We start from the raw sequence: 18,852 nt of genomic DNA on the forward strand, positions 1-18,852 counted from the left end.
AGGGCTGTCATGAGCACCCAGCCACTCCCCCTCGAAGGGGTCACGGTCGTCGCCGTCGAACAGGCCGTCGCCGCCCCCTTCGCCACCCGGCAGCTCGCCGACCTCGGGGCCCGCGTCGTCAAGATCGAGCGTCCCGACGGCGGGGACTTCGCCCGGGGTTACGACACGGCGGCCCGCGGCCTCGCCTCCCACTTCGTGTGGTGCAACCGGGGCAAGGAGTCCGTGGCGGTCGACCTCAAGGACCCCCGCGGCCTCGCTCTCGTCCGGCGGATGGTGGCCGGCGCCGACGTCTTCGTGCAGAACCTCGCCCAGGGCGCCGCGGCCCGCCTCGGGCTCGACGCCGCCACCCTCTGCGCCGCCCACCCGTGGCTGATCGCCGTGGACGTCTCCGGATACGGGTCGACGGGACCGTACGCGCACAAGCGGGCCTACGACATGCTCGTCCAGTGCGAGGCGGGCCTGGTGTCGGTCACCGGCACCCCGGAGCAGCCCGTCAAGTCCGGCATCCCCGCCGCCGACATCGCGGCCGGGATGTACGCCTTCTCGGGCGTCCTCGCCGCCCTGGTCCGGCGCGGCACGACCGGCCGGGGCGGCCCGGTGGAGATCTCCCTGCTCGACTCGCTCGCCGAGTGGATGGGGCACCCGCTGCACCACGGGTCGCACGGAGGCGCCGCCCCGGCCCGCACCGGGCTCGCCCACGCGGTCATCGCCCCCTACGACGCCTACCCGACGGCCGACGGGGGCCTGGTGCTGCTCTCCGTGCAGAACGACCGCGAATGGCGGCGGCTCGCCGACCAGGTCATCGGCCGGCCCGGTCTCGCCGACGACCCGGCCTTCGCGACCAACACGGCACGGGTGGCGGGACGCGCGGCGACGGACGCGGTCGTCGCGGCGGCGCTGGCCCCGCTCACCACCGCCGAGGCACTGGCCCAGCTCGACGCGGCCGGCATCGCCTGCGCCCGCCTCAACTCGGTCGCCGAGCTCGCCGACCACCCCCAGCTGACGGCCCGCGACCGCTGGCGGGAGGTCGGGTCACCGGTCGGCCCGCTCCGCTCGCTGCTCCCCCCGATCGTCTTCCCCCACGCACCTGAGCCGCGCATGGACCGCATCCCGGCCCTCGGCCAGGACACGGACGCCGTACTCGGCGAGCTCGGGGTGCCGGAGCGGGAACGGAAGGAGCTGCGGAGCGAGGGCGTGATCGCCTGACGGAGCCGAGCGGAAGCCGAGCGGGAGTCGGGCGGAAGCCGAGCGGAAGCCGAGCGGAGGCCGGCCCGGCGCCGCGTCGACGCCCGGCCACGAGGGCGGGGGCACGGCATGGCTCCGGACATGACTGAACGCCTGAAGGCCGGCGGCACGGGATGGCTCCGGACACGACTGAACGCCTGAAGGCCGGCGGCACGGGGCGGCTTCGGACATGACTGAACGCCGGACGGGCGGGGACACGTCCGGCGGGGTCGCAGTCGGGGCCGTACGGGCGGCCCGGGGTCGCTAGCGGCGGGCGCCGAAGAGCGAGCGGCGCAGTCGGCGGAGCGGGGCGAAGAGCGAGACCCGTGCGCTGCGGCTGCGGTGACCGTGCACCGGCGCCTCGTGCGTACGCGTCGTCAGTTCGCGCATCAGCAGCGTCGCCTCGGCCACCTCTCGCTGGGGCACGGCGGGGCCGCCGAGCACCGCGAGATGGCGGTCGAGCCGCGAACTGGTCGCGCTGCTCCCGCAGGTGATGGCAGGCACACGCGGCCTGCTGCGCATTGCTATCTGTTCCATGTCACTCCCCACCCGTACAAGGGCACCCGGCCCGGGCAGGTTAACCCTATCGCCCCACCGTGACACGCGTGTATCCCGGCGGCGGGATTCACCGCACTCGTACGGGGGTTGACGATCACTGTCCGAATACGTCTGATTCCAGGGCGAGTTGGACAGCGCTCGAACACCTGCCGAACCGTCACGAACCATCCTGCACTCCCGACCCACCCCGGCGGACGCGCGGGCCGGTGTGATCTCCGACACCAAGATCGTCGGAGGGTTCCCGCCGCCGGACCGGGGGCAGGAGGGCACCCCTCGGGCTACCGTGGATCCATGACGGTGATCGCGGGTCGTTACCGGCTTCTGGACGTCCTGGCCGAGGGGGCGACGGGCACCGTCTGGCGCGCCCTGGACGAGACGAGCAGGCGCGAGGTCGCGCTCAAGGAGCTCCGGCTCCCGGACGGCGTGCCCGCCGACGACATCCCCCTCCTGTACGCGCGCCGCGAGCGCGAGGCGCGGGCGGCGGCGCGGCTCTCCCACCCCGCGGTGGTGAAGGTCCACGGCGTCGCCACCGAGGACGGCCGCCCCTGGGTCGTCATGGATCTCGTCCGCGGCCTCACCCTCGCCGAGACCCTTGAAGCCGACGGCCCCCTCCCGCCGCGCGAGGCCGCCCGCGTCGCCCTCGACGTCCTCGGCGCCCTCCGTGCCGCCCGCGAGGCGGGCGTCCCCCACCGGGGCGTGACCCCGGACCACGTACTCCTCGGCAACGACGGCCGTGCCGTCGTCACGGGCTTCGGCACCGACCCGGCCGCCGGCCCCACGGACTCCTCCGGCCCCACCGGCACGTCCGCCCGCGCGGCCGACGCGCGCTCGCTCGGATCCCTGCTCGCCACCATGACGGGCGGGGCCCCGACCGGACCCCTGGCCTCCCTGATCGAGGAGCTGCAGGGCGAGGACCCGAAGGCGGACCACGTCGAGGCGGAGCTGCGGCGACTGGCCGGGCGGGCGTCCGGGCCGCCCACGCCCGGTGGCGCGGCGAGCGGGCCGGACGCCAAGAGGCGTACGAGGAGCGGCGGTTCACCTGCCCAGGAGCCGGGTCGCGAGTCCGGTCGCGAGTCGAGCCGTGAGTCGAGTGGTGAACCGGGCGGCGAGCCGACGCGCCGACCGGGCGGCCGCGGACCTGACGGCACCTCCGGGCCGGGCCCCCGTTCCGAGGGCCCGGCGACGAGAACCGGCCCCCGCCGGGGTCCGGTTCTCGTCGCCGGGCTCGTGGGCGCGCTGTTGATCGCGGGGGTGCTGGTGTATCAGGCGGTGCGGGGGGACGGGGAGGGCACCGGGCCTGGGCCGGCGGGGGTGACGAGCACCGCTCCGGCCAGTCCCGGTGCCACGGGTACGGGCGAGGGCCCGGTTACACCGCGCCCCTGAAGGAGGGCAGGTAGCCGCCGGACTGGCCGGAGGCGGTCGGGTGGTAGGACTCGCCGATGTTGAGCCAGTTGACGCTGTGGAGCCAGGCGGAGCCGGAGCAGATCTCGTGTCCGGTGAAGGCCGGGACGACGCTGGCGAAGGCGAAGCCGTGGTCGGCGGCGCGCTTGGCGACGGCCGCGTTCAGGTAGTCGGAGGCGCCGTTGATGGCGGCGCGCTCGCCTTCGCTGAGGCCGGCGACACAGCTGCCGCTCAGCTGGTAGAAGCGCGGGTAGCCGAGGACGACGACGCGGGCGGAGGGCGCCTTGCCCCTGATGGCGTTGTATACGGAGTCGAGCTTGCCGGGAAGCGTGGTGTCCACGTAGCTCTTGGCCTGGTTCACGCGGCTGATGCAGGTGGACTCGGACTGGAGTACGCAGGTGGTCATGACGTCGGCGAAGCCGGCGTCATTTCCCCCGATCGTGATCGACACCAGGTCGGTGGCGGCGGAGAGGGGGCCGAGTTGATTGGCGGTCACATCACCCGTTCGGGCGCCCGAGCAGGCGGTGAAGGCGAACGAAGAGGGGGCGTTCGCGTTCTTCCACAGCACGGGGTAGGCCTTCGTGGAGCGCTTGCAGTCACCGCTGGCGCTGTCGTAACTCCCGGCGCCGACACCGGAGGAGTACGAGTCCCCCAGGGCCACGTAGTCGAGTGCGGCGGTCTCGGCGGCCTGTGCGGCGCTCGCCCCGGTGAGGGCGAGGACGGCACCGAGCAGGAGCGAGGACGAGAGTGCGGTGAATCTGGACAGTCTCATGTGACCTCCTGTAGCAGGGTCTCTGCGTTACCAGGTAGTAGCATCGGAACGCTTGCGCCGGAAGTGTTCATGTCAAAAATGGGAGTCGAGAGGGGCTGATCCTCCGTCACCGGGCGGGGAGAACGTCCCGTTCAAAACACGGTGCACGGAATGCCCGGTTGCCGGATCATGGGCGCCATGGCTGACACCCCACCAGCACCGTCCGAGCCGCAGCGGTCGCTGCCGATCCGGCTCAACCTCGACGACAGCGACTCCCCCTCGGACGTCGTCGACGCGCTGTTCCTCGGCCGCTTCGCGACCGGCGAGCAGCCCCACTCGCACAGCACCACCGTGGACCGGGTCAAGCCCGAGGCGACGCTCCTCCCGGCGGGCGCCCGGGTGCTGCGGGCCGCGAAGGACGACGACCGCAGCGCCCTGCTCGCCGAGGGCGAGGGCTGGACGCTGCTGGTCTCCCGCTGGAACCGCGGCGCGGACGTCACCGTGACCGCCGCCGACCCCGAACTCGCCGAGCGGATCCTCAAGGAGGCCACCGACGGCGCGAAGGACGAGCCCGAACCGCAGCCCGAGAACGTGACGATGGGGTTCTGGTACGTGTCCCCCCGGCGCGGCCCGCACCGCACCACCCGCCAGATCAGCGCCGGCACCTGGGACGAGGTCAGGCCCAACTACTCGGCGCCGGTCGCCGAGTCCATGGACCGCCTGATGAAGGTGACCCCCGAGTCCATCGCCGGCCGGCTCCTGCTCCTGCACGGCCCGCCCGGCACCGGCAAGACGTCCGCGCTGCGCACGCTCGCCAGGTCCTGGCGCGACTGGTGCCAGGTGGACTGCGTCCTCGATCCGGAGCGGCTCTTCAACGACGTCGGCTATCTGATGGACATCGCCATCGGCGAGGACGAGGGCACGGCGAAGGGACGCTGGCGGCTGCTGCTCCTTGAGGACTGCGACGAGCTGATCCGGGGCGAGGCGAAGCACACGGCGGGCCAGGCCCTGTCACGGCTGCTCAACCTGACGGACGGCCTGCTCGGCCAGGGGCGCAACGTCCTCGTCGGCGTCACCACCAACGAGGACCTGGAGCGGCTCCACCCGGCCGTCGTCCGGCCCGGCCGCTGCCTGGCCCGGATCGAGGTCGGGCCGCTGACCCGGGCCGAGTCGGTGGCCTGGCTCGGCCGCGAGGAGGACGTGCCGCGCGAGGGCGCGACGCTGGCGGAGCTGTTCGCGCTGCGCCGCGGCACGCCCCCCGCGGACTTCCCGGAACCCCGCACGGCGGGGGCGGGGCTGTACCTCTAGAGCCCCTGAAGGCCCTGCCTCGGTGTCCTCGTCTCAGTCGTCGTCAGTCATCGTCAGTCTTCTTCTCGGTCGTCTTCTCGGTCGTCTTCTCAGTCGTCGTAGGCGGCGCGCAGCGCTTCGCTGAGCGCCGCCTCGGCCGCCTCGCGGCTGAGACCGAGGCGGCGGGCCTCCTCGGCGAACTGCGCGGCGGCGGAGGCGGCCCGGCGGGTCGCCGCGTCCCCGGCGGCGGCGACGAAGGTGCCGTGACGCCCGCGCGTCTCGATCACCCCGTCCGACTCCAGTGCCTTGTACGCCTTGGCGACCGTGTTCGCCGCCAGGCCCAGCTGTTCCGCGAGCCCTCGTACCGTCGGCAGCTTGTATCCGACCGGCAGTCTGCCCGACCGGGCCCGCTCCGAGATCTGGGCACGCAGCTGTTCGTAGGGAGCGGTGGTGGATTCGTGGTCCACGGCGATGGTGAGTGTCACCCCGCCGATTCTGCCCCCACCCCACCGGAAAATGGGAGGCGGCGGCGCACCCCCGGCCCGTAGCGTCCGACCACATGACTGTGATCGTCCGTGATGTGACGCCCGAGGACGCCGAGGGCTTCGCCCGGGTCCGCCGTGCCGCTCTCCCCTTCATGCTGGCCACCGCCGAGCAGGCCGCGTTCGACTGGGCGCACGCCCACCCCGCGGCCCACGAGCGTCCGCTGGTGGCGGTGACCGAGGAGGGTGAGGTCATCGGGACCGTCCAGCTGCGGATCGCCCACGACGCCCCGGAGCCGGGCATCGGCTCCGTGAACGTGTACGTGGACCCCGCGTACTTGGGGCGGGGCGCCGGCACCCTGCTGCTGCGCACCGCCGAGGAGCATCTCGCCGAGCACGGCGCCCGGACCCTGTACAGCTGGGTCCTGGACGCCCCGGAGAACCTCGCCTGGGCCGAGCGCCGCGGCTACTCCTCCCGACGCTCCGCGTACTTCCTCCGGCTCGACCTCGCCGGCGCGGAGCTGCCCCCGCTCCAGGCGCCGCCGGCCGGTGTCGAGCTGCGCACGGCCGCGGACTTCGCCGCCGACCCGCGGCCGCTCTTCGAGCTGGACGCGCTGACGACCGCCGACGAGCCTGGCGACGTGGGGATGGAGCTGGACGACTACGCGCACTGGCTGGCGACCACCTGGGAGCACCCGCTGTTCGACCGGGGGCTGACGACGGTCGCGGTGGTGGACAGCGTCCCGGCCGCGTTCAGCGCGGCGCAGACCGACGGTCTCGGCCGGTACAGCTCGGGGATGACGGGCACCTCGCCCGCCTTCCGGGGCCGCGGTCTCGCCAAGCTCGCCAAGAACGCCTCGCTGCACCTGGCCCGCGCGGCCGGCTGTACGGAGGCGTTCACCGGGAACGACACCGGCAACGAGCCGATGCTGGCGATCAACAAGTGGTTCGGTTACGAGGTCGCGGCACGGGAGGTGCGGCATGTCCGGACGATCGGTTGAGGTCACCCTGACGAAGGCGGGCCGGACGAAGATCCGCTACCCGGCCGAGGTGCTCGCGGAGGACGGCGTACGTCTTTCGGTGCGTGCACCGTGGGCGGCCGAGGGCGTACGGGACTTCGGCTTCGTGCGGTTCGAGCCGGGTGACGTCTTCGTGGAGCACTACTGGCGCGACCGCTGGTTCACGGTCAAGGAGGTGTGGTCCGCCGACGGTTCCCTCAAGGGCTGGTACTGCGACATCACCCGTCCGGCCGTGATCGACGGCGCCGGGGTGGTGGTCGAGGACCTCGACCTGGACCTGTGGGTGTCGGCGGACGGCAGCGAGGTGCTGCGGCTCGACGAGGACGAGTTCGCGGCGAGCGGCCTCACCGCCTCCGACCCGGAGGCGGCGGCCCGCGCGGTCGTCGCCCTCGACGAGCTCGAACTGCTCGGCCGCGAGGGCCTGATCGCCCTGCTGCACTGAGCTCGCCGTGGTGCGGCTCGGCTTTCCTCGGGCTCAGCCTTCGTGCAGCTCCACGTCCGAGGAGTCGGCGGCGAGGAAGCCGGGGGTGGGCAGGCCCGTCTCGCCGGTGGTGAGCTGCATGAGGGTGGCGCGGACGTGGGCGGCGCCCGGCTGGTAGGCGGGCTCCTTCACGACGGAGGTGTTGACCCACTCGTGGACGCGCCCGTCGCAGACGGCCCGGGTGCCGCCGATCCCGGCGGACCGGCTCCCCTGGACGAGGGTGGAGCTGACGAAGACGGGGCCCGCGCTGTCGTCGAGACAGGTGTACGTGCCGGACAGGGTCACCGTGCTGTCGGCGGCGACGATGCCGTGCGCGTCGACGGAGAGGCCGTCGGCGCCTTCCGCGTGGGCGAGCGGGGCGACGGCGGCGGCGAGCAGGGCCGCCGCGGCGAGGGCGATGCGGACGCGCATGAGGGGATCCCTTCGGGGTGTGGGGGTGGTGCTGCCCGCCAGGGATACCGGATCAAGCCGCCCGCTGTCCGAAACTCACCCCATCGGGGGCGAGTTGGACAGCGGGCGCGCATACCGTCGTACGGTCAGTGCGGGGTGCGCCGGGCGGTCGCCTTCCGCACCAGCGGCCAGGCGAGCAGGAGCACCACGACCGCGTACACCGTGATCGAGAACGGTGTGTTCACCAGGCCCGTCAGCGATCCGTCGCTGATCTGGAGCGCGCGGCGCAGCTGCTGCTCGGCGGCCGGGCCGAGGATCACCCCGATGACGGCCGGCAGCACCGGCAGGCCGTAGCGCCGCATCCCGAGCCCGAGCAGCCCGATGACCAGCAGGACGACCAGGTCGAGCGCCTCGCCGCCCACCGCGTACGCGCCGACGGCGGCGAAGAACAGGATGCCGGCGTAGAGGTACGGGCGCGGGATCCGCAGCAGCTTGGCCCAGACGGGCGCGAGCGGCAGGTTGAGCGCGAGCAGCAGCACCATGCCGACGAACAGCGAGGCGATCAGGCCCCAGACCAGCTCCGGTTCCCGCTCGAAGAGCAGCGGGCCCGGCTGGATGCCGTACTGCTGGAACGCGGCCAGCATCACCGCGGCGACGGCCGTCGTCGGCAGGCCGAGCGTCAGCATGGAGACGAGCGTGCCCGCGGCGGAGGCCGAGGCCGCCGACTCCGGTCCGGCGACGCCCTCGATGGCGCCCTTGCCGAACTGCTCCTTGTGCTTCGAGAGGCGCTTCTCCGTGACGTACGAGAGGAAGGTCGGGATCTCCGCGCCGCCGGCCGGGATCGCGCCGAACGGGAAGCCGATCAGGGGTCCGCGCAGCCAGGACTTCCAGGTGCGCCTCACGTCGTCCCGGCCCAGCCAGGGCCTGCCGACGGGGATGGCCTCGCCGGCCGTGCGGCGCAGGTGCGCGGCGACCCAGAGGGCCTCGCCGATGGCGAAGAGGCCGACCGCGACGATGACGACGTCGACGCCGTCGGCGAGCTGGAGCGAGCCGAAGGTGAGGCGCTGCTGCCCGGTCATCTGGTCGAGGCCGACCAGGCCGATCGTCAGCCCGATGAGGAGGGAGGCGAGGCCGCGGATGCGGGACGAGCCGAGGACCGAGGTCACCGCGATGAAGGCGAGGACCATGAGCGCGAGGTAGTCGGGGGCGCCGATGTCGACGGCGAGCGCGGCGACGGTCGGGGCGAGGACGACGAGCAGGATCGTGCCGATCATGCCGCCGGCGAAGTGGCCGATGGCGGCGGCCGCGAGGGCCTGGGCGCCGCGTCCCGCCTTGGCCATCGGGTTGCCCTCGATGGCCGCGACGACGGCGGCGCTCTCGCCCGGGGTGTTGAGCAGGATCGAGGTGGTGGAGCCGCCGAACATGGCGCCGTAGTAGATGCCCGCGAACATGATGAACGCGCCGGTCGGTTCCAGTCCGTACGTCACCGGCAGGAGCAGGGCGACCGCCATCGCGGGTCCGATGCCGGGCAGGACGCCGATGGCGGTGCCGAGGAGCACGCCGATCGCCGCCCACAGCAGGTTCATCGGGGTGAGGGCGGTCCCGAAGCCGTCGATGAGGGAGTTCAGGGAATCCATGGGTCAGATCACTCCCATCAGCGGGCCGCCGGGCAGCGGGACGCCGAGCAGCTGGTCGAAGACGGCGTAGGTGAGGAGCGAGAGGCCGGCCGCGATCAGCGGGTCGCGGGTGAGGTGGCGGCTGCCGAGGGCGTAGGCCGCGCCCCAGAAGAGCAGGGCGCCGGCGACGGGGAAGCCGACGGGGCCGATGAGGACGGCGAACGCGAGGAAGACCCCGGCGAGGAGCAGGACCGTGCGCCAGTCGGCGGGCTCGGTCAGGTCGACGTCCTCGCCGGTCTCGGACTCGCCGCGGCCACCGCGCAGCACGTCGACGGTGAGGAGCACGGCGACGAGCAGCAGGCCGCCGCCGACGACGAGGGGGACGGTGGCGGGGCCGACGGGGCCGCGGCCCGTGACGTCGGCGTCGAGGGTGAGGGCGTCGGTGAGGACGAGGATCCCGAGGAGGAACAGGAGGGCGCCGACGCCGAGTTCGGACCTCCCGCGCAACAGAGCCTTCACAGTCCCAACTCCTTGAGGACGGAACCGACCCGCCGGTCCTGCTCGGTGAGGAAGGTGCCGAACTCCTCGCCGGGCAGGAAGGCGTCGTTCCAGCCGTGGGTCTTCAGCGACTCGCGCCACTGCGGGGAGTCGTGCAGCTTCGTCACCAGGCCGACGAGCTTGTCGCGCTCGGCGTCGGAGAGGCCGGGCGGGGCGACGACGCCGCGCCAGTTGGTGAACTCGGTGTCGAGGCCCGCCTCGCGGAGCGTGGGGGCGTCGAGGCCGGGGACCCGCTTCGGTCCGGTGACGGCGAGCAGCCGCAGCTCCCCCGCCTTGATCTGGTCGAGGTACTCGCCGACCCCGGAGACTCCGAAGCCGACCTTGTTCCCGAGGATGGAGGCGAGGAGCTCACCGCCGCCGTCGAACGGCACGTAGTTGACGTCCTTCGGGGCGATCCCGGCGGCCTGCGCCATCAGCATCGGAGCGAGGTGGTCGGGACCGCCGGGCGAGGAGCCGCCGCCGACGGGCAGCTTGCCGGGGTCCTTCTTCCAGGCGGCGAGCAGCTCCTGGACGGTCTTGTACGGGGAGTCCTTTCCGACCACGACGATGTCCTGCTCCTCGGTGAGCCGGGCGATCGGGGTGGTGTCGGCGAGGGTCCTCGGCGTCTTGTTGGTGTGGACGGCGCCGACGACGCCGAGGCCCATGGACATCGCGAGGCGGCCGTTGCCGCGCTCGCCGACGAGCCGGGTGAGGCCGACGGTGCCGCCCGCGCCGGGCAGGTTGAAGACCTCGATGTCGCCGGTGAGGCCCGCCTCCTCGGCGTTCTTCGCCGCGGTGCGGGCGGTGATGTCGTAGCCGCCGCCGGGCGTGTTGGGGACCATGAAACGCAGGCCGGGTATCTGTGTGCCGGTGTCGGAGCCGCTGCCGGGACTGAGCAGCGGGGGACCCACCAGCACGAGCAGCGCCGCCCCGAGGAGGGCGAAGGGGGTGCGCAACCGCACGGGAGCCGCCTCTCAGGTAGAGGGATGGGGGTGTGAGGTGGCCCACATGTTGCCGGTACGTGAAGAAGCTGTCTCTCTTCCGCAATCAACGGACGTTGTGGTCGTTGTGGTCGGGACCTAGCGTGTCGGCGTGACGAATGTGCTGGTGGTGGACGACGACTTCATGGTCGCCAAGCTGCACTGCCGCTATGTGTCGGCCGTGCCCGGCTTCCGCGTGGCCGGCGTCGCGCACAGCGGCGCCGAGGCCCTGCGCGCCGCCGAACGGCTCCGCCCCGACCTGGTGCTGCTCGACGTCTTCCTGCCCGACATGGACGGCGTCCGCGTGCTGCGGGAGCTGCGGGCCGCCGGTCTGGGCATGGACGCGCTCTTCATCACCGCCGCCCGGGACGTCGGCACCATCCGCTCGGCCCTCCGCGCCGGCGCCCTGCACTACCTCATCAAGCCGTTCACCCAGGCCGCCCTGCACGAACAGCTCCGCCACGTCGCCTCCCTCCGCACCCGCCTCGACGAGCTCGACGAGGCCCGCCAGGAGGACGTCGACCAGATCTTCGGCACCCGCCCCCGCGGCTCCCGCGAACTCCCCAAGGGCCTCGCCGCCCACACCGCCGACCTCGTCGACTCCGTCCTCCGCGCCCACCCCGACGGCCTCTCCGCCACCGAATGCGCCCAGGCCGGCTCCCTCTCCCGCGTCAGCGCCCGCCGCTACCTCGAGTACTTCGCCTCCACCGGCCGCGCCGAAGTGACCCTCCGCTACGGCGGCACCGGCCGCCCGGAACGCCGCTACCGACGCCTGGGGTAGGTCAGGCCCGCTCAGGAACCGGCCGCGTCCTCGCGGAGGGCCCTGCGGATCGCGTCGCGGGCATCCGCGTCGATGGACGTGTCCTCGGCCAGGGAGACGAGGGCGGCGCGGGCGGACGGGAGCGCGCGGACGACGACGAGGGCCAGGGTGGCCTGTTCGACGGCCATCCGCCGCCGGATGTAGAGCGCGGCCAGCTCGGGGAACCAGGGATCGAGGGCGTCGAGGTCGTCGGCGATGCCGCACCAGTACAGGGCCGGTTCGACGACGAATCCGGCGATCCGCCACGTCCAGCGGCCCTCGCGGAAGTCAGTGGTGTCCAGGCCGTCGGCGGCACAAGCGGCCTCGACCTCGGTCAGCTGCCCGACGGTGAGGCGGGGCAGGTCCTTCACCTTCTCGCGCAGGATCTCGTGGCAGAACCAGTCGTCCGACGGATCCTCGTCGTCGGCGAAGAACTTGAGGTCCGGGTAGTCGCGCGGCTCCGGCGTGTCCAGCCGGGCGGGCGGCAGTCCGGCCTCCAGGACGCCGCGGACGAGCGCCCACCGTTCGGGCGTCTCCTCGTCGGGCCAGTGGCCCCAGCTCCTCGGGAGCGCCCGCAGGCCCTCGGGGAAGACGGGGGTGTCGTCGGCCATCCGGCCCCTTTCTCCGCGGTTCAGGGCGCTGTTCCTCAGTCGCCTCTTACCTGCGCCTTAACGCCGCCCTAAAGGCCGTCATGCGGGCTTCCTCCGGGGCTAGTTTGCTGGGCATCCCCCCCACACCACCCTCATGAAGGAGTGTTCCATGACCTCTCGCCGTACGACCACGGCCGCTCTCACCGCGACTCTCGTCCTGTCCGGTGTCGCCGCCGCGCCCGGGGCGTTCGCGCACGGGTCGATGACGGATCCGGTGAGCAGGGTGGCGGCCTGTTATGCGGAGGGGCCGGAGGCGCCGAGGTCGGCGGCGTGCAAGGCGGCGGTGGGGGCGAGTGGGGCGCAGGCGTTCTACGACTGGAACGGGGTGAACATCGGGGACGCGGCGGGGCGGCACCGGCAGTTGATCCCGGACGGGAAGCTGTGCAGCGCGGGGAACGAGAAGTACCGCGGGCTCGACCTGGCGCGGGCCGACTGGCCGACGAGTGCGATGAAGTCCGGTGCGCACACGTTCCGTTACAAGGGGACGGCGCCGCACAAGGGGTCGTTCGCGCTGTACGTGACGAAGGACGGGTACGACCCGTCGAAGCCGCTGAAGTGGTCGGACCTGGAGGAGCGGCCGTTCGTGACGGTGACCGACCCGGGGATGCGGGACGGCGACTACGTGTTCCAGGGGACCGTGCCGAAGAAGTCCGGGCGCCACCTCGTCTACTCGATCTGGCAGCGCTCGGACTCCCCCGAGGCGTTCTACACCTGCTCCGACGTGGTGTTCGGGCAGGACGGCGGGGGTACGGCTCCGGTCCCGGCGCCGAGCGCCCCGGCGTCCGGCGCGTCCGCAGGAGGGCATTCCCAGCACTCCGGGCACGCGACGACCGCGCCGGCCACCACCGCCCCCGCCCCCGCCACCACCGCGCCCGCCGCCGGTGAGTCGGCGAACGCGCCCGTTCCCGCCGCCGGTTCGGGTTCCGGGGTGGAGCTGGCGGAGACGGGCGGGGACGGGAGCACCTCGTATCTGGCGGTGGGGGGTGCGGCGGCGCTGGCTGCGGGTGCGGTGGTGCTGTTCGGGGCGGCGAGCAGGCGGCGCCGGGCCCGGGGCTAGCCGATCACCGAGAGACAGGTGGTGGGGGTGGCGTGGGCCGGGTCGAGGGCGTTGGCGACCTCGTGGAAGGTGACCCGGTCCACGGTGCCGATGGCCACGTGCTCGGAGAGGTCGAGGGCGCACTTGTCCTGGATGAGGACGTTGGTGACGTTCGGGCCGCTCAGGAACTGGGAGCGGTAGGGGGTGACGACCTCGTCGTACTGGCTGGCGATGACGTGGTAGCGGACGCCGGGGACGGTGTCGCCGCCTTCGTTGAGCTTGGTGATGAAGGCGGAGCCGGCGATCTGGTCGGCGAGGCCCGGGGTCGTGGAGCTGATGACGTCCTCGGCGCCGGGGAAGTACGGCAGGAGCTTGGTGAGGCCGAGCAGGGTGGTGCCGTGGTTGTCGGGGGCGATGCCGACGAGCGTGTTCACCTTCTCGGCGCCGCCGAGGAACTTGAGGTACCAGCGGGGCATCATGCCGCCCTGCGAGTGTCCGACGAGGTCGGCTTCGGGGGCGCCGGTGGCGGCGAGGACCCGGTCGACGTAGGTGTCGAGCTGTCCGGCGGAGGCGGCGATGGGGCCGAGCCCGTTGAAGAGGGGGACGCCGGGCAGTTGGCCGTAGTCGAGCGAGAAGACGCAGTAGCCCCGGTTGACCAGGTAGGGCGCGAGGGCCAGCCAGTTGTCGATGGAGTTGCCGAAGGTGCCGTGGACGAGGACGACGGGGCGCGGGTGTTCGGCGGAGGGCTTGCAGGAGAAGTCGTTCCAGCCGCGGCTGGGGGCGGTGCCCGCCTGGGCGGCGGCGGTGGGGGCGAGGGTGGCGGCGGCGGTCAGGAGCAGGACGGACAGCGCTCTGACCGTGCGCTTCCAGGACTTCGCGGACAGCATCGGGCGATCTCCTTGCGGCTCAAGGGGAAGGTGGGGGTGCTGTGCCCTGCGGTCCGGACCACAAGTGGGGATGGCGCGATGGGTATGGTCGCGCTTCAGCCAAGCTACGCACCGGTAGCCTCGGCTGGGAAGTTACGCGTCGGTAAAAAGTGATGTGTCGTCACGGAGGCGCGATCAGGCCGCCAGTGAGCCCGGCAGGATCGCGTTCGGGCCGAACCTCGCCCGTGCCCGGTCGGCGACCGCCTCGATCCGCCGGGCCTTCTCGTCCGCCGGGTCGAAGGACAGCTGGTGGGCGGCCCCTTCGGCGTCCGTCAGGCCCTCGGCGCGGAGCGCGATGCCCCGGACCCGGGCCCGCTGGAGGCCGAGGGAGTCGTGGAGGGCGTACGCGAGGGCGGTGAGCGCGGCCGAGTGGGCGGTGGGTTCGGGCAGGGTACGGCTCCGGGTGGTCGTGGTCCGGTCCGCGTACCGCACGGTGACCGCGAGCGAGCGGCACACCTGTCCTTCGGCGCGGAGCCGGGCGCCGAGCTCGGTGGCGAGCGAGAGGAGGGCCCTGCGCTGCGCCGGCCGGTCGGTCTCGTCGTGCGGGAAGGAGCGCTCGGCGGCCGCCGACCGGGCGGCGGCGTTCGGGACGACGGGGGTGCGGTCGATGCCCTGGGCGCGTTCCCACAGCTCGCGGCCGGTCTTCGCGCCGACGAGCCGCTGGAGCACGGCGAGCGGGGCGTCCGCGACGCGGCCGACGGAGTCGAGTCCGTAGCCGCAGAGGGTGCGGGCGGTGGCGCGGCCGACGCCGTCGAGCAGGGTGACGGGGCGGTCCCGCAGGAAGGCCGCCGGGTCGTCGACGACGAGGGTGACGCCGGGCCGGGCGTCGCGGGCCGCCATCCGGGCCAGCATCGGGTTGGGTCCGGCGCCGATGACGCAGTCGACACCGTGGAGGGCGAGCGCGCGGACCCGGATGATCGCGGCGAGTTCGGCCGGGCCGCGGCCGAAGTAGCGCAGCGCGCCGGTCATGTCGGCGAGTGCCTCGCAGGGCGGGGCCGCTTCGACGACGGGGGTGAACTCGCCGAGCAGGTCCACCAGTCGGGGCAGTACCGCTTCACCGGCGGGTTCCAGCCGGAACCGTACACAGAGGATCATCCCGCGCTCCCCGGGCTGCTGTGCCAGAGTTTCCGCGCCGGTGTGGCGGCGCCTTCCCCGGCCGGTCTGAGGTCGGCCCAGGGGTTCATCTCGTAGCCGGTGGGCATCGTGATCCGGCGGCCGGGGTCGGTGTTCCCCCCGGTGGCCGGCGTGGAGGCGGCCAGTCGTTCTCCCACCGCTTCCAGGCCGCCGGAGGCCCGTAGTTCGGTCAGTTCGGCGAGGTTCCAGGCGGCGGAGCCGACGACGCTGAGGCTGCGCGGGCCGCGCCGCTGCACGACGCCCCTGACCAGGAGGAGCCAGGAGTGGAAGACGGTGTGGGCGCAGGCTTCGTGGGCGTCGTCGAAGAAGGCGAGGTCGACGAGGCCGGTGCCGTCGTCGAGGGTGCTGAAGATGACGCGTTTGCCGGAGCGGATGGGCGGGGTCTGGGTGGCGGCCTTGGCGCCGGCGACGAGGACGGTCTGGCCGTGCGCGGCGGAGCGCAGCCGCTGGGCGGTGACGACGCCGAGTTCGCGGAGGAAGGCGTGGTGGTCGCTCATGAGGTGGCGGGAGGCGTCCATGCCGAGGATGCCGAGTTCGGCGCTGAGGCGTTCGGTCTCGTCGAGGTCGGGGAGGCCGACGGGGGCGGTCTTCCCGCCCTGGGCGAAGGGGAGTTGGCCGCCGTGGGAGGCGGCTCCGCGCTGGATGCGGCGGAGTTCGGTGAGGTGGAGCAGCAGGTCGCGGCGGTTGGCGCCGAAGGCGTCGAGGGCGCCGACCTGGGCGAGCCGTTCGGCGACGGGGGTGCGGGGGCGGGCCCGTTCCCAGAAGTCGAGCAGGGAGGCGTAGGGCTGTCCGGCTTCGATCCGGCCGCTTTCGGCCTCGCTGATGCCGTGGACGTCGGTGAGGCCGAGCCGGAGTCCCCACCGCACGGGCTCATCGGACACCAGTTCGATCCGGTGGGCGACCGCCGACCGGTTCACATCGAGCGGCAGCACGGGCACCCCGCGCCTGCGGGCGTCCGCGAGCAGCAGCCGTTTGGGGTACATGCCGGGGTCGTGGGTGAGCAGCCCGGCGTAGAAGGCGGCCGGGTGGTGCGCCTTGAGCCAGGCCGACTGGTAGGTCGGCACGGCGAAGGCCACCGCGTGCGCCTTGCAGAAGCCGTACGAACCGAAGGCCGCCACGATCTCCCAGGTGCGGGCGACGACCTCGGGGGCGTAACCCCGCTCCGCCGCCGCATGGGCGAACCAGGCCTCGATCCGGCCCTGCGAGCCGGGGTCGGAGAGCCCGCGCCGGACCTGGTCGGCCTCGGCCCGGTCGCAGCCGGTCATGATCCGGACGATCTCGATGATCTGCTCGTGGAAGACGACCACGCCGTACGTCTCCTTCAGCGTCTCCTCCAGGTCGGGGTGCGGGTAGCGGACGGGGGCGCGGCCGTGCCGGGCCTCGATGAAGGGGCGGACCATGTCGGCGGCGACCGGGCCCGGCCGGAAGAGCGAGATGTCGACGACGAGGTCGTGGAAGGTGGCGGGCTGGAGCCGGCCGACCAGGTCGCGCTGGCCCGGCGACTCGATCTGGAAGCAGCCGAGGGTCTCGGTGGAGCGGATGAGGCGGTACGTCTCGGGGTCGCCCTCCGGGACCGCGTCGATGTCCGGCCGGGTGCCGGTGGCGCGCTCGACCTCGGCGACGGCGTGGGCCATCGCGGACTGCATCCGCACGCCGAGGACGTCGAGTTTGAGCAGCCCGAGCTCCTCCACGTCGTCCTTGTCGAACTGGGACATGGGGAACCCCTCGCCGCTGGTGGGGACCACGGGGGTACGGGTGAGCAGCGAGGCGTCCGAGAGCAGGACCCCGCAGGGGTGCATGGCGGTGCCGCGGGGCAGCGCGTCGAGGGCTTCGACCAGCTCCCAGAGGCGTCCGAACTTCTCGCGTTCGCCCGCGAGTTCGCGCAGTTCGGGCAGTTCGTCGAGGGCGGCGAGGGCGTCCCGGGCGCGGATGTGCGGGAAGGCCTTGGCGATCCGGTCGATCTCGGCCGGGTCCATGGAGAGGGCGGCGCCGACGTCCCGTACGGCGTGGCGGACCCGGTAGGTCTCGGGCATGGCGACGGTGGCGACCCGTTCGGTGCCGAAGCGGCCGATGATCGCCCGGTAGACCTCCAGGCGGCGGGCGGACTCCACGTCGATGTCGATGTCGGGCAGGGCGGTGCGGCGTTTGGAGAGGAAGCGCTCCATGAGCAGGCCGTGCTCGACCGGGTCGGCGTGGGCGATGCCGAGGAGGTGGTTGACGAGGGAGCCGGCGCCCGAGCCGCGGGCGGCGACCCGGATGCCCATGTCCCGTACGTCGTCGACGACCTGGGCGACCGTCAGGAAGTAGGTGGCGAAGCCGTGGTGGGCGATGATGTCCAGCTCGTGGTGCATCCGGTCCCAGTAGGCGCGCCGCTTCTCGTACCCCTTGAGGATCATCCCGGCGGCGGCCCGGGAGGCGAGGACGCGCTGGGCGGTGCGGTGCTCGGCGCCGACGAGGTACGGCTCCGGGAAGTGCGCGGAGCCGATGCCGAGGTCGTCCTCGGGGTCGACGAGGCAGTCGGCGGCGACGGCCGCGGTCTGCGCGAGGAGCCGGTGGGCGGCGTCCCGGCGGAAGCCGGCGGCCTCGACGATCCGCTCGGCGGCGGCCAGCATCCCTTCGGCTCCCCCTGAGCCCTTGGCGCCCTTGGTGTTCTCCAGCCCTTTGAGCCAGGCCTCGCCGCTGTCGAGTTCCTTGCGGGGGTCGACGGGGACGAGCCGGCGGGCGGAGTCGAGGACGTCGGCGACGGGCCCCTGGCCGGGGTCGGCGTAGCGGACGGCGTTGGTGAGGACGGGGCGGACGCCCTGCTCGGCGGCGAAGCCGACGGTACGGGCGGCGAGCCGCAGCGAGCCGGGGCCGGCGCCGGGGCGCCCGTGGTGGACGGCGGCCAGGCGCAGCGCGTCGCCGTACCGCTCGCGCCAGGGGGCGAGCAGCCGGGCGGCCCGGTCGGGGCGGCCGGCGGCGAGGGCGCGGCCGACGTCGGAGTCGGGGCCGAGGAGCACGGTCAGGCCCTCGTCGGCCAGGCCGTGCGGGGGCAGCAGGGGGCGGTCCCCTCCCCCGGTGTGGGCGGCGGTGACCATCGCGCAGAGCGAGGCCCAGCCGGCGCGGGAGCGGGCGAGGAAGAGGGCGCGGGGTGCGGACTCGTCGACGAAGGCCCCGCCGCGTACGGGCACCCGCCGGGTGGAGCCCTGGCCGGCCCCGCCGCTTCCCGTCCCTTCCCCCTCCTCCGGTGCGCGGTAGGCGAGGTCCACGCCGAAGAGCGGGCGGACGCCTTCCCTCGCGCAGGCCTTGGCGAAGCGGACGGCGCCGGCGAGGGTGTCGCGGTCGGTCAGGGCGAGGGCGTCCATGTTCCGCTCGGCGGCGCGTGCGGCCAGCCGTTCGGGGTGCGAGGCGCCGTAGCGCAGGGAGAAGCCCGACGCGGTGTGCAGGTGCGTGAATCCCGGCATGGCGCGCCTCCCGCCTCTCCCGCATCGAATTCGTACGTACGTTCCCACCCCCTGAACCCCAGCGTAGCCTACTTTCGAACATCCGTACGATAACTCGTTCGGCCCCTCCCCACCTGCGGAAACACCGCCCTCCCCCGA

At 73.2% G+C, this 18,852-nt stretch carries 18 protein-coding genes; 7 read left to right on the top strand and 11 right to left on the bottom strand.

Features of this window, described 5'->3' with window-relative positions:
* Positions 1–9: 9 nt before the first annotated feature.
* Complete coding sequence (locus ACZ7G1_RS24440) at positions 10–1,206, top strand: CaiB/BaiF CoA transferase family protein (RefSeq protein ID WP_470875545.1); 1,197 nt, start codon at positions 10–12, stop codon at positions 1,204–1,206.
* Between the two features lie 282 nt (positions 1,207–1,488).
* Here ACZ7G1_RS24440 and ACZ7G1_RS24445 read toward each other — a convergent pair whose 3' ends face one another.
* Entirely contained in the window at positions 1,489–1,761 is a 273-nt protein-coding gene (locus ACZ7G1_RS24445; protein WP_470875543.1) for a hypothetical protein, read from the bottom strand.
* A gap of 312 nt (positions 1,762–2,073) precedes the next feature.
* On the opposite strand from ACZ7G1_RS24445, the gene ACZ7G1_RS24450 reads away from it, so the two are divergent.
* The gene (locus ACZ7G1_RS24450; RefSeq protein ID WP_470875542.1) at positions 2,074–3,165 is read left to right on the top strand and encodes a serine/threonine-protein kinase; all 1,092 of its coding nucleotides are present in this window, start codon (positions 2,074–2,076) and stop codon (positions 3,163–3,165) included.
* On the opposite strand, the gene ACZ7G1_RS24455 is transcribed toward ACZ7G1_RS24450, so the two are convergent.
* Positions 3,149–3,955, bottom strand: coding sequence for an SGNH/GDSL hydrolase family protein (locus ACZ7G1_RS24455; RefSeq protein WP_470875541.1), 807 nt, complete (start codon positions 3,953–3,955; stop codon positions 3,149–3,151). The genes ACZ7G1_RS24450 and ACZ7G1_RS24455 overlap by 17 nt on opposite strands.
* Positions 3,956–4,123: 168 nt before the next feature.
* On the opposite strand from ACZ7G1_RS24455, the gene ACZ7G1_RS24460 reads away from it, so the two are divergent.
* Positions 4,124–5,242, top strand: a complete 1,119-nt coding sequence (locus tag ACZ7G1_RS24460; protein ID WP_470875539.1) for a DUF5925 domain-containing protein — start codon at positions 4,124–4,126, stop codon at positions 5,240–5,242.
* Positions 5,243–5,331: 89 nt separating this feature from the next.
* On the opposite strand, the gene ACZ7G1_RS24465 is transcribed toward ACZ7G1_RS24460, so the two are convergent.
* Positions 5,332–5,706, bottom strand: coding sequence for a GntR family transcriptional regulator (locus ACZ7G1_RS24465; RefSeq protein WP_470875537.1), 375 nt, complete (start codon positions 5,704–5,706; stop codon positions 5,332–5,334).
* A 74-nt stretch (positions 5,707–5,780) separates the two neighbouring features.
* Here ACZ7G1_RS24465 and ACZ7G1_RS24470 point away from each other — a divergent pair, with 74 nt between their 5' ends.
* A complete protein-coding gene (locus ACZ7G1_RS24470; protein WP_470875535.1) occupies positions 5,781–6,704 on the top strand; it encodes a GNAT family N-acetyltransferase in 924 nt (307 codons plus the stop codon).
* Positions 6,685–7,164 carry a ribonuclease FAU-1 family protein gene (locus ACZ7G1_RS24475; RefSeq protein WP_470875533.1) on the top strand — a complete coding sequence of 160 codons (480 nt, stop codon included), beginning with the start codon at positions 6,685–6,687 and terminating at the stop codon, positions 7,162–7,164. The genes ACZ7G1_RS24470 and ACZ7G1_RS24475 overlap by 20 nt, the downstream gene beginning before the upstream one ends.
* A 33-nt stretch (positions 7,165–7,197) precedes the next feature.
* Here ACZ7G1_RS24475 and ACZ7G1_RS24480 read toward each other — a convergent pair whose 3' ends face one another.
* From ACZ7G1_RS24480 to ACZ7G1_RS24495, 4 genes are all read right to left on the bottom strand, one after another.
* Positions 7,198–7,614 (bottom strand): DUF6299 family protein, encoded by a 417-nt coding sequence (locus ACZ7G1_RS24480; protein WP_470875532.1) that lies wholly within the window; start codon positions 7,612–7,614, stop codon positions 7,198–7,200.
* A 125-nt stretch (positions 7,615–7,739) separates the two neighbouring features.
* The gene (locus ACZ7G1_RS24485; RefSeq protein WP_470875530.1) at positions 7,740–9,230 is read right to left on the bottom strand and encodes a tripartite tricarboxylate transporter permease; all 1,491 of its coding nucleotides are present in this window, start codon (positions 9,228–9,230) and stop codon (positions 7,740–7,742) included.
* 3 nt (positions 9,231–9,233) lie between these two features.
* A complete protein-coding gene (locus tag ACZ7G1_RS24490; protein WP_470875528.1) occupies positions 9,234–9,728 on the bottom strand; it encodes a tripartite tricarboxylate transporter TctB family protein in 495 nt (164 codons plus the stop codon).
* Positions 9,725–10,708 (bottom strand): Bug family tripartite tricarboxylate transporter substrate binding protein, encoded by a 984-nt coding sequence (locus ACZ7G1_RS24495; RefSeq protein WP_470875526.1) that lies wholly within the window; start codon positions 10,706–10,708, stop codon positions 9,725–9,727. The genes ACZ7G1_RS24490 and ACZ7G1_RS24495 overlap by 4 nt, the downstream gene beginning before the upstream one ends.
* A 130-nt stretch (positions 10,709–10,838) precedes the next feature.
* Between ACZ7G1_RS24495 and ACZ7G1_RS24500 the strand changes: the two genes are divergently transcribed.
* Positions 10,839–11,507 (top strand): response regulator, encoded by a 669-nt coding sequence (locus ACZ7G1_RS24500; RefSeq protein WP_470875525.1) that lies wholly within the window; start codon positions 10,839–10,841, stop codon positions 11,505–11,507.
* An 11-nt stretch (positions 11,508–11,518) separates the two neighbouring features.
* Here ACZ7G1_RS24500 and ACZ7G1_RS24505 read toward each other — a convergent pair whose 3' ends face one another.
* Positions 11,519–12,136 (bottom strand): hypothetical protein, encoded by a 618-nt coding sequence (locus ACZ7G1_RS24505; protein ID WP_470875524.1) that lies wholly within the window; start codon positions 12,134–12,136, stop codon positions 11,519–11,521.
* A gap of 148 nt (positions 12,137–12,284) precedes the next feature.
* Between ACZ7G1_RS24505 and ACZ7G1_RS24510 the strand changes: the two genes are divergently transcribed.
* Complete coding sequence (locus tag ACZ7G1_RS24510; protein WP_470875522.1) at positions 12,285–13,232, top strand: lytic polysaccharide monooxygenase auxiliary activity family 9 protein; 948 nt, start codon at positions 12,285–12,287, stop codon at positions 13,230–13,232.
* Here the strand turns inward: ACZ7G1_RS24510 and ACZ7G1_RS24515 are convergent.
* The 3 genes from ACZ7G1_RS24515 to ACZ7G1_RS24525 all read right to left on the bottom strand — a co-directional run bounded on the left by ACZ7G1_RS24515 (position 13,229) and on the right by ACZ7G1_RS24525 (position 18,714).
* Positions 13,229–14,098, bottom strand: coding sequence for an esterase/lipase family protein (locus ACZ7G1_RS24515; protein ID WP_470875520.1), 870 nt, complete (start codon positions 14,096–14,098; stop codon positions 13,229–13,231). The genes ACZ7G1_RS24510 and ACZ7G1_RS24515 overlap by 4 nt on opposite strands.
* Positions 14,099–14,272: 174 nt before the next feature.
* Positions 14,273–15,232 carry a DNA polymerase Y family protein gene (locus tag ACZ7G1_RS24520; protein ID WP_470875518.1) on the bottom strand — a complete coding sequence of 320 codons (960 nt, stop codon included), beginning with the start codon at positions 15,230–15,232 and terminating at the stop codon, positions 14,273–14,275.
* Positions 15,229–18,714 carry a DNA polymerase III subunit alpha gene (locus tag ACZ7G1_RS24525; protein ID WP_470875516.1) on the bottom strand — a complete coding sequence of 1,162 codons (3,486 nt, stop codon included), beginning with the start codon at positions 18,712–18,714 and terminating at the stop codon, positions 15,229–15,231. Before ACZ7G1_RS24525 ends, ACZ7G1_RS24520 begins: the two co-directional genes overlap by 4 nt.
* Between the last annotated feature and the right edge of the window lie 138 nt (positions 18,715–18,852).

Source organism: Streptomyces sp. NPDC037273 (genome assembly GCF_055603625.1).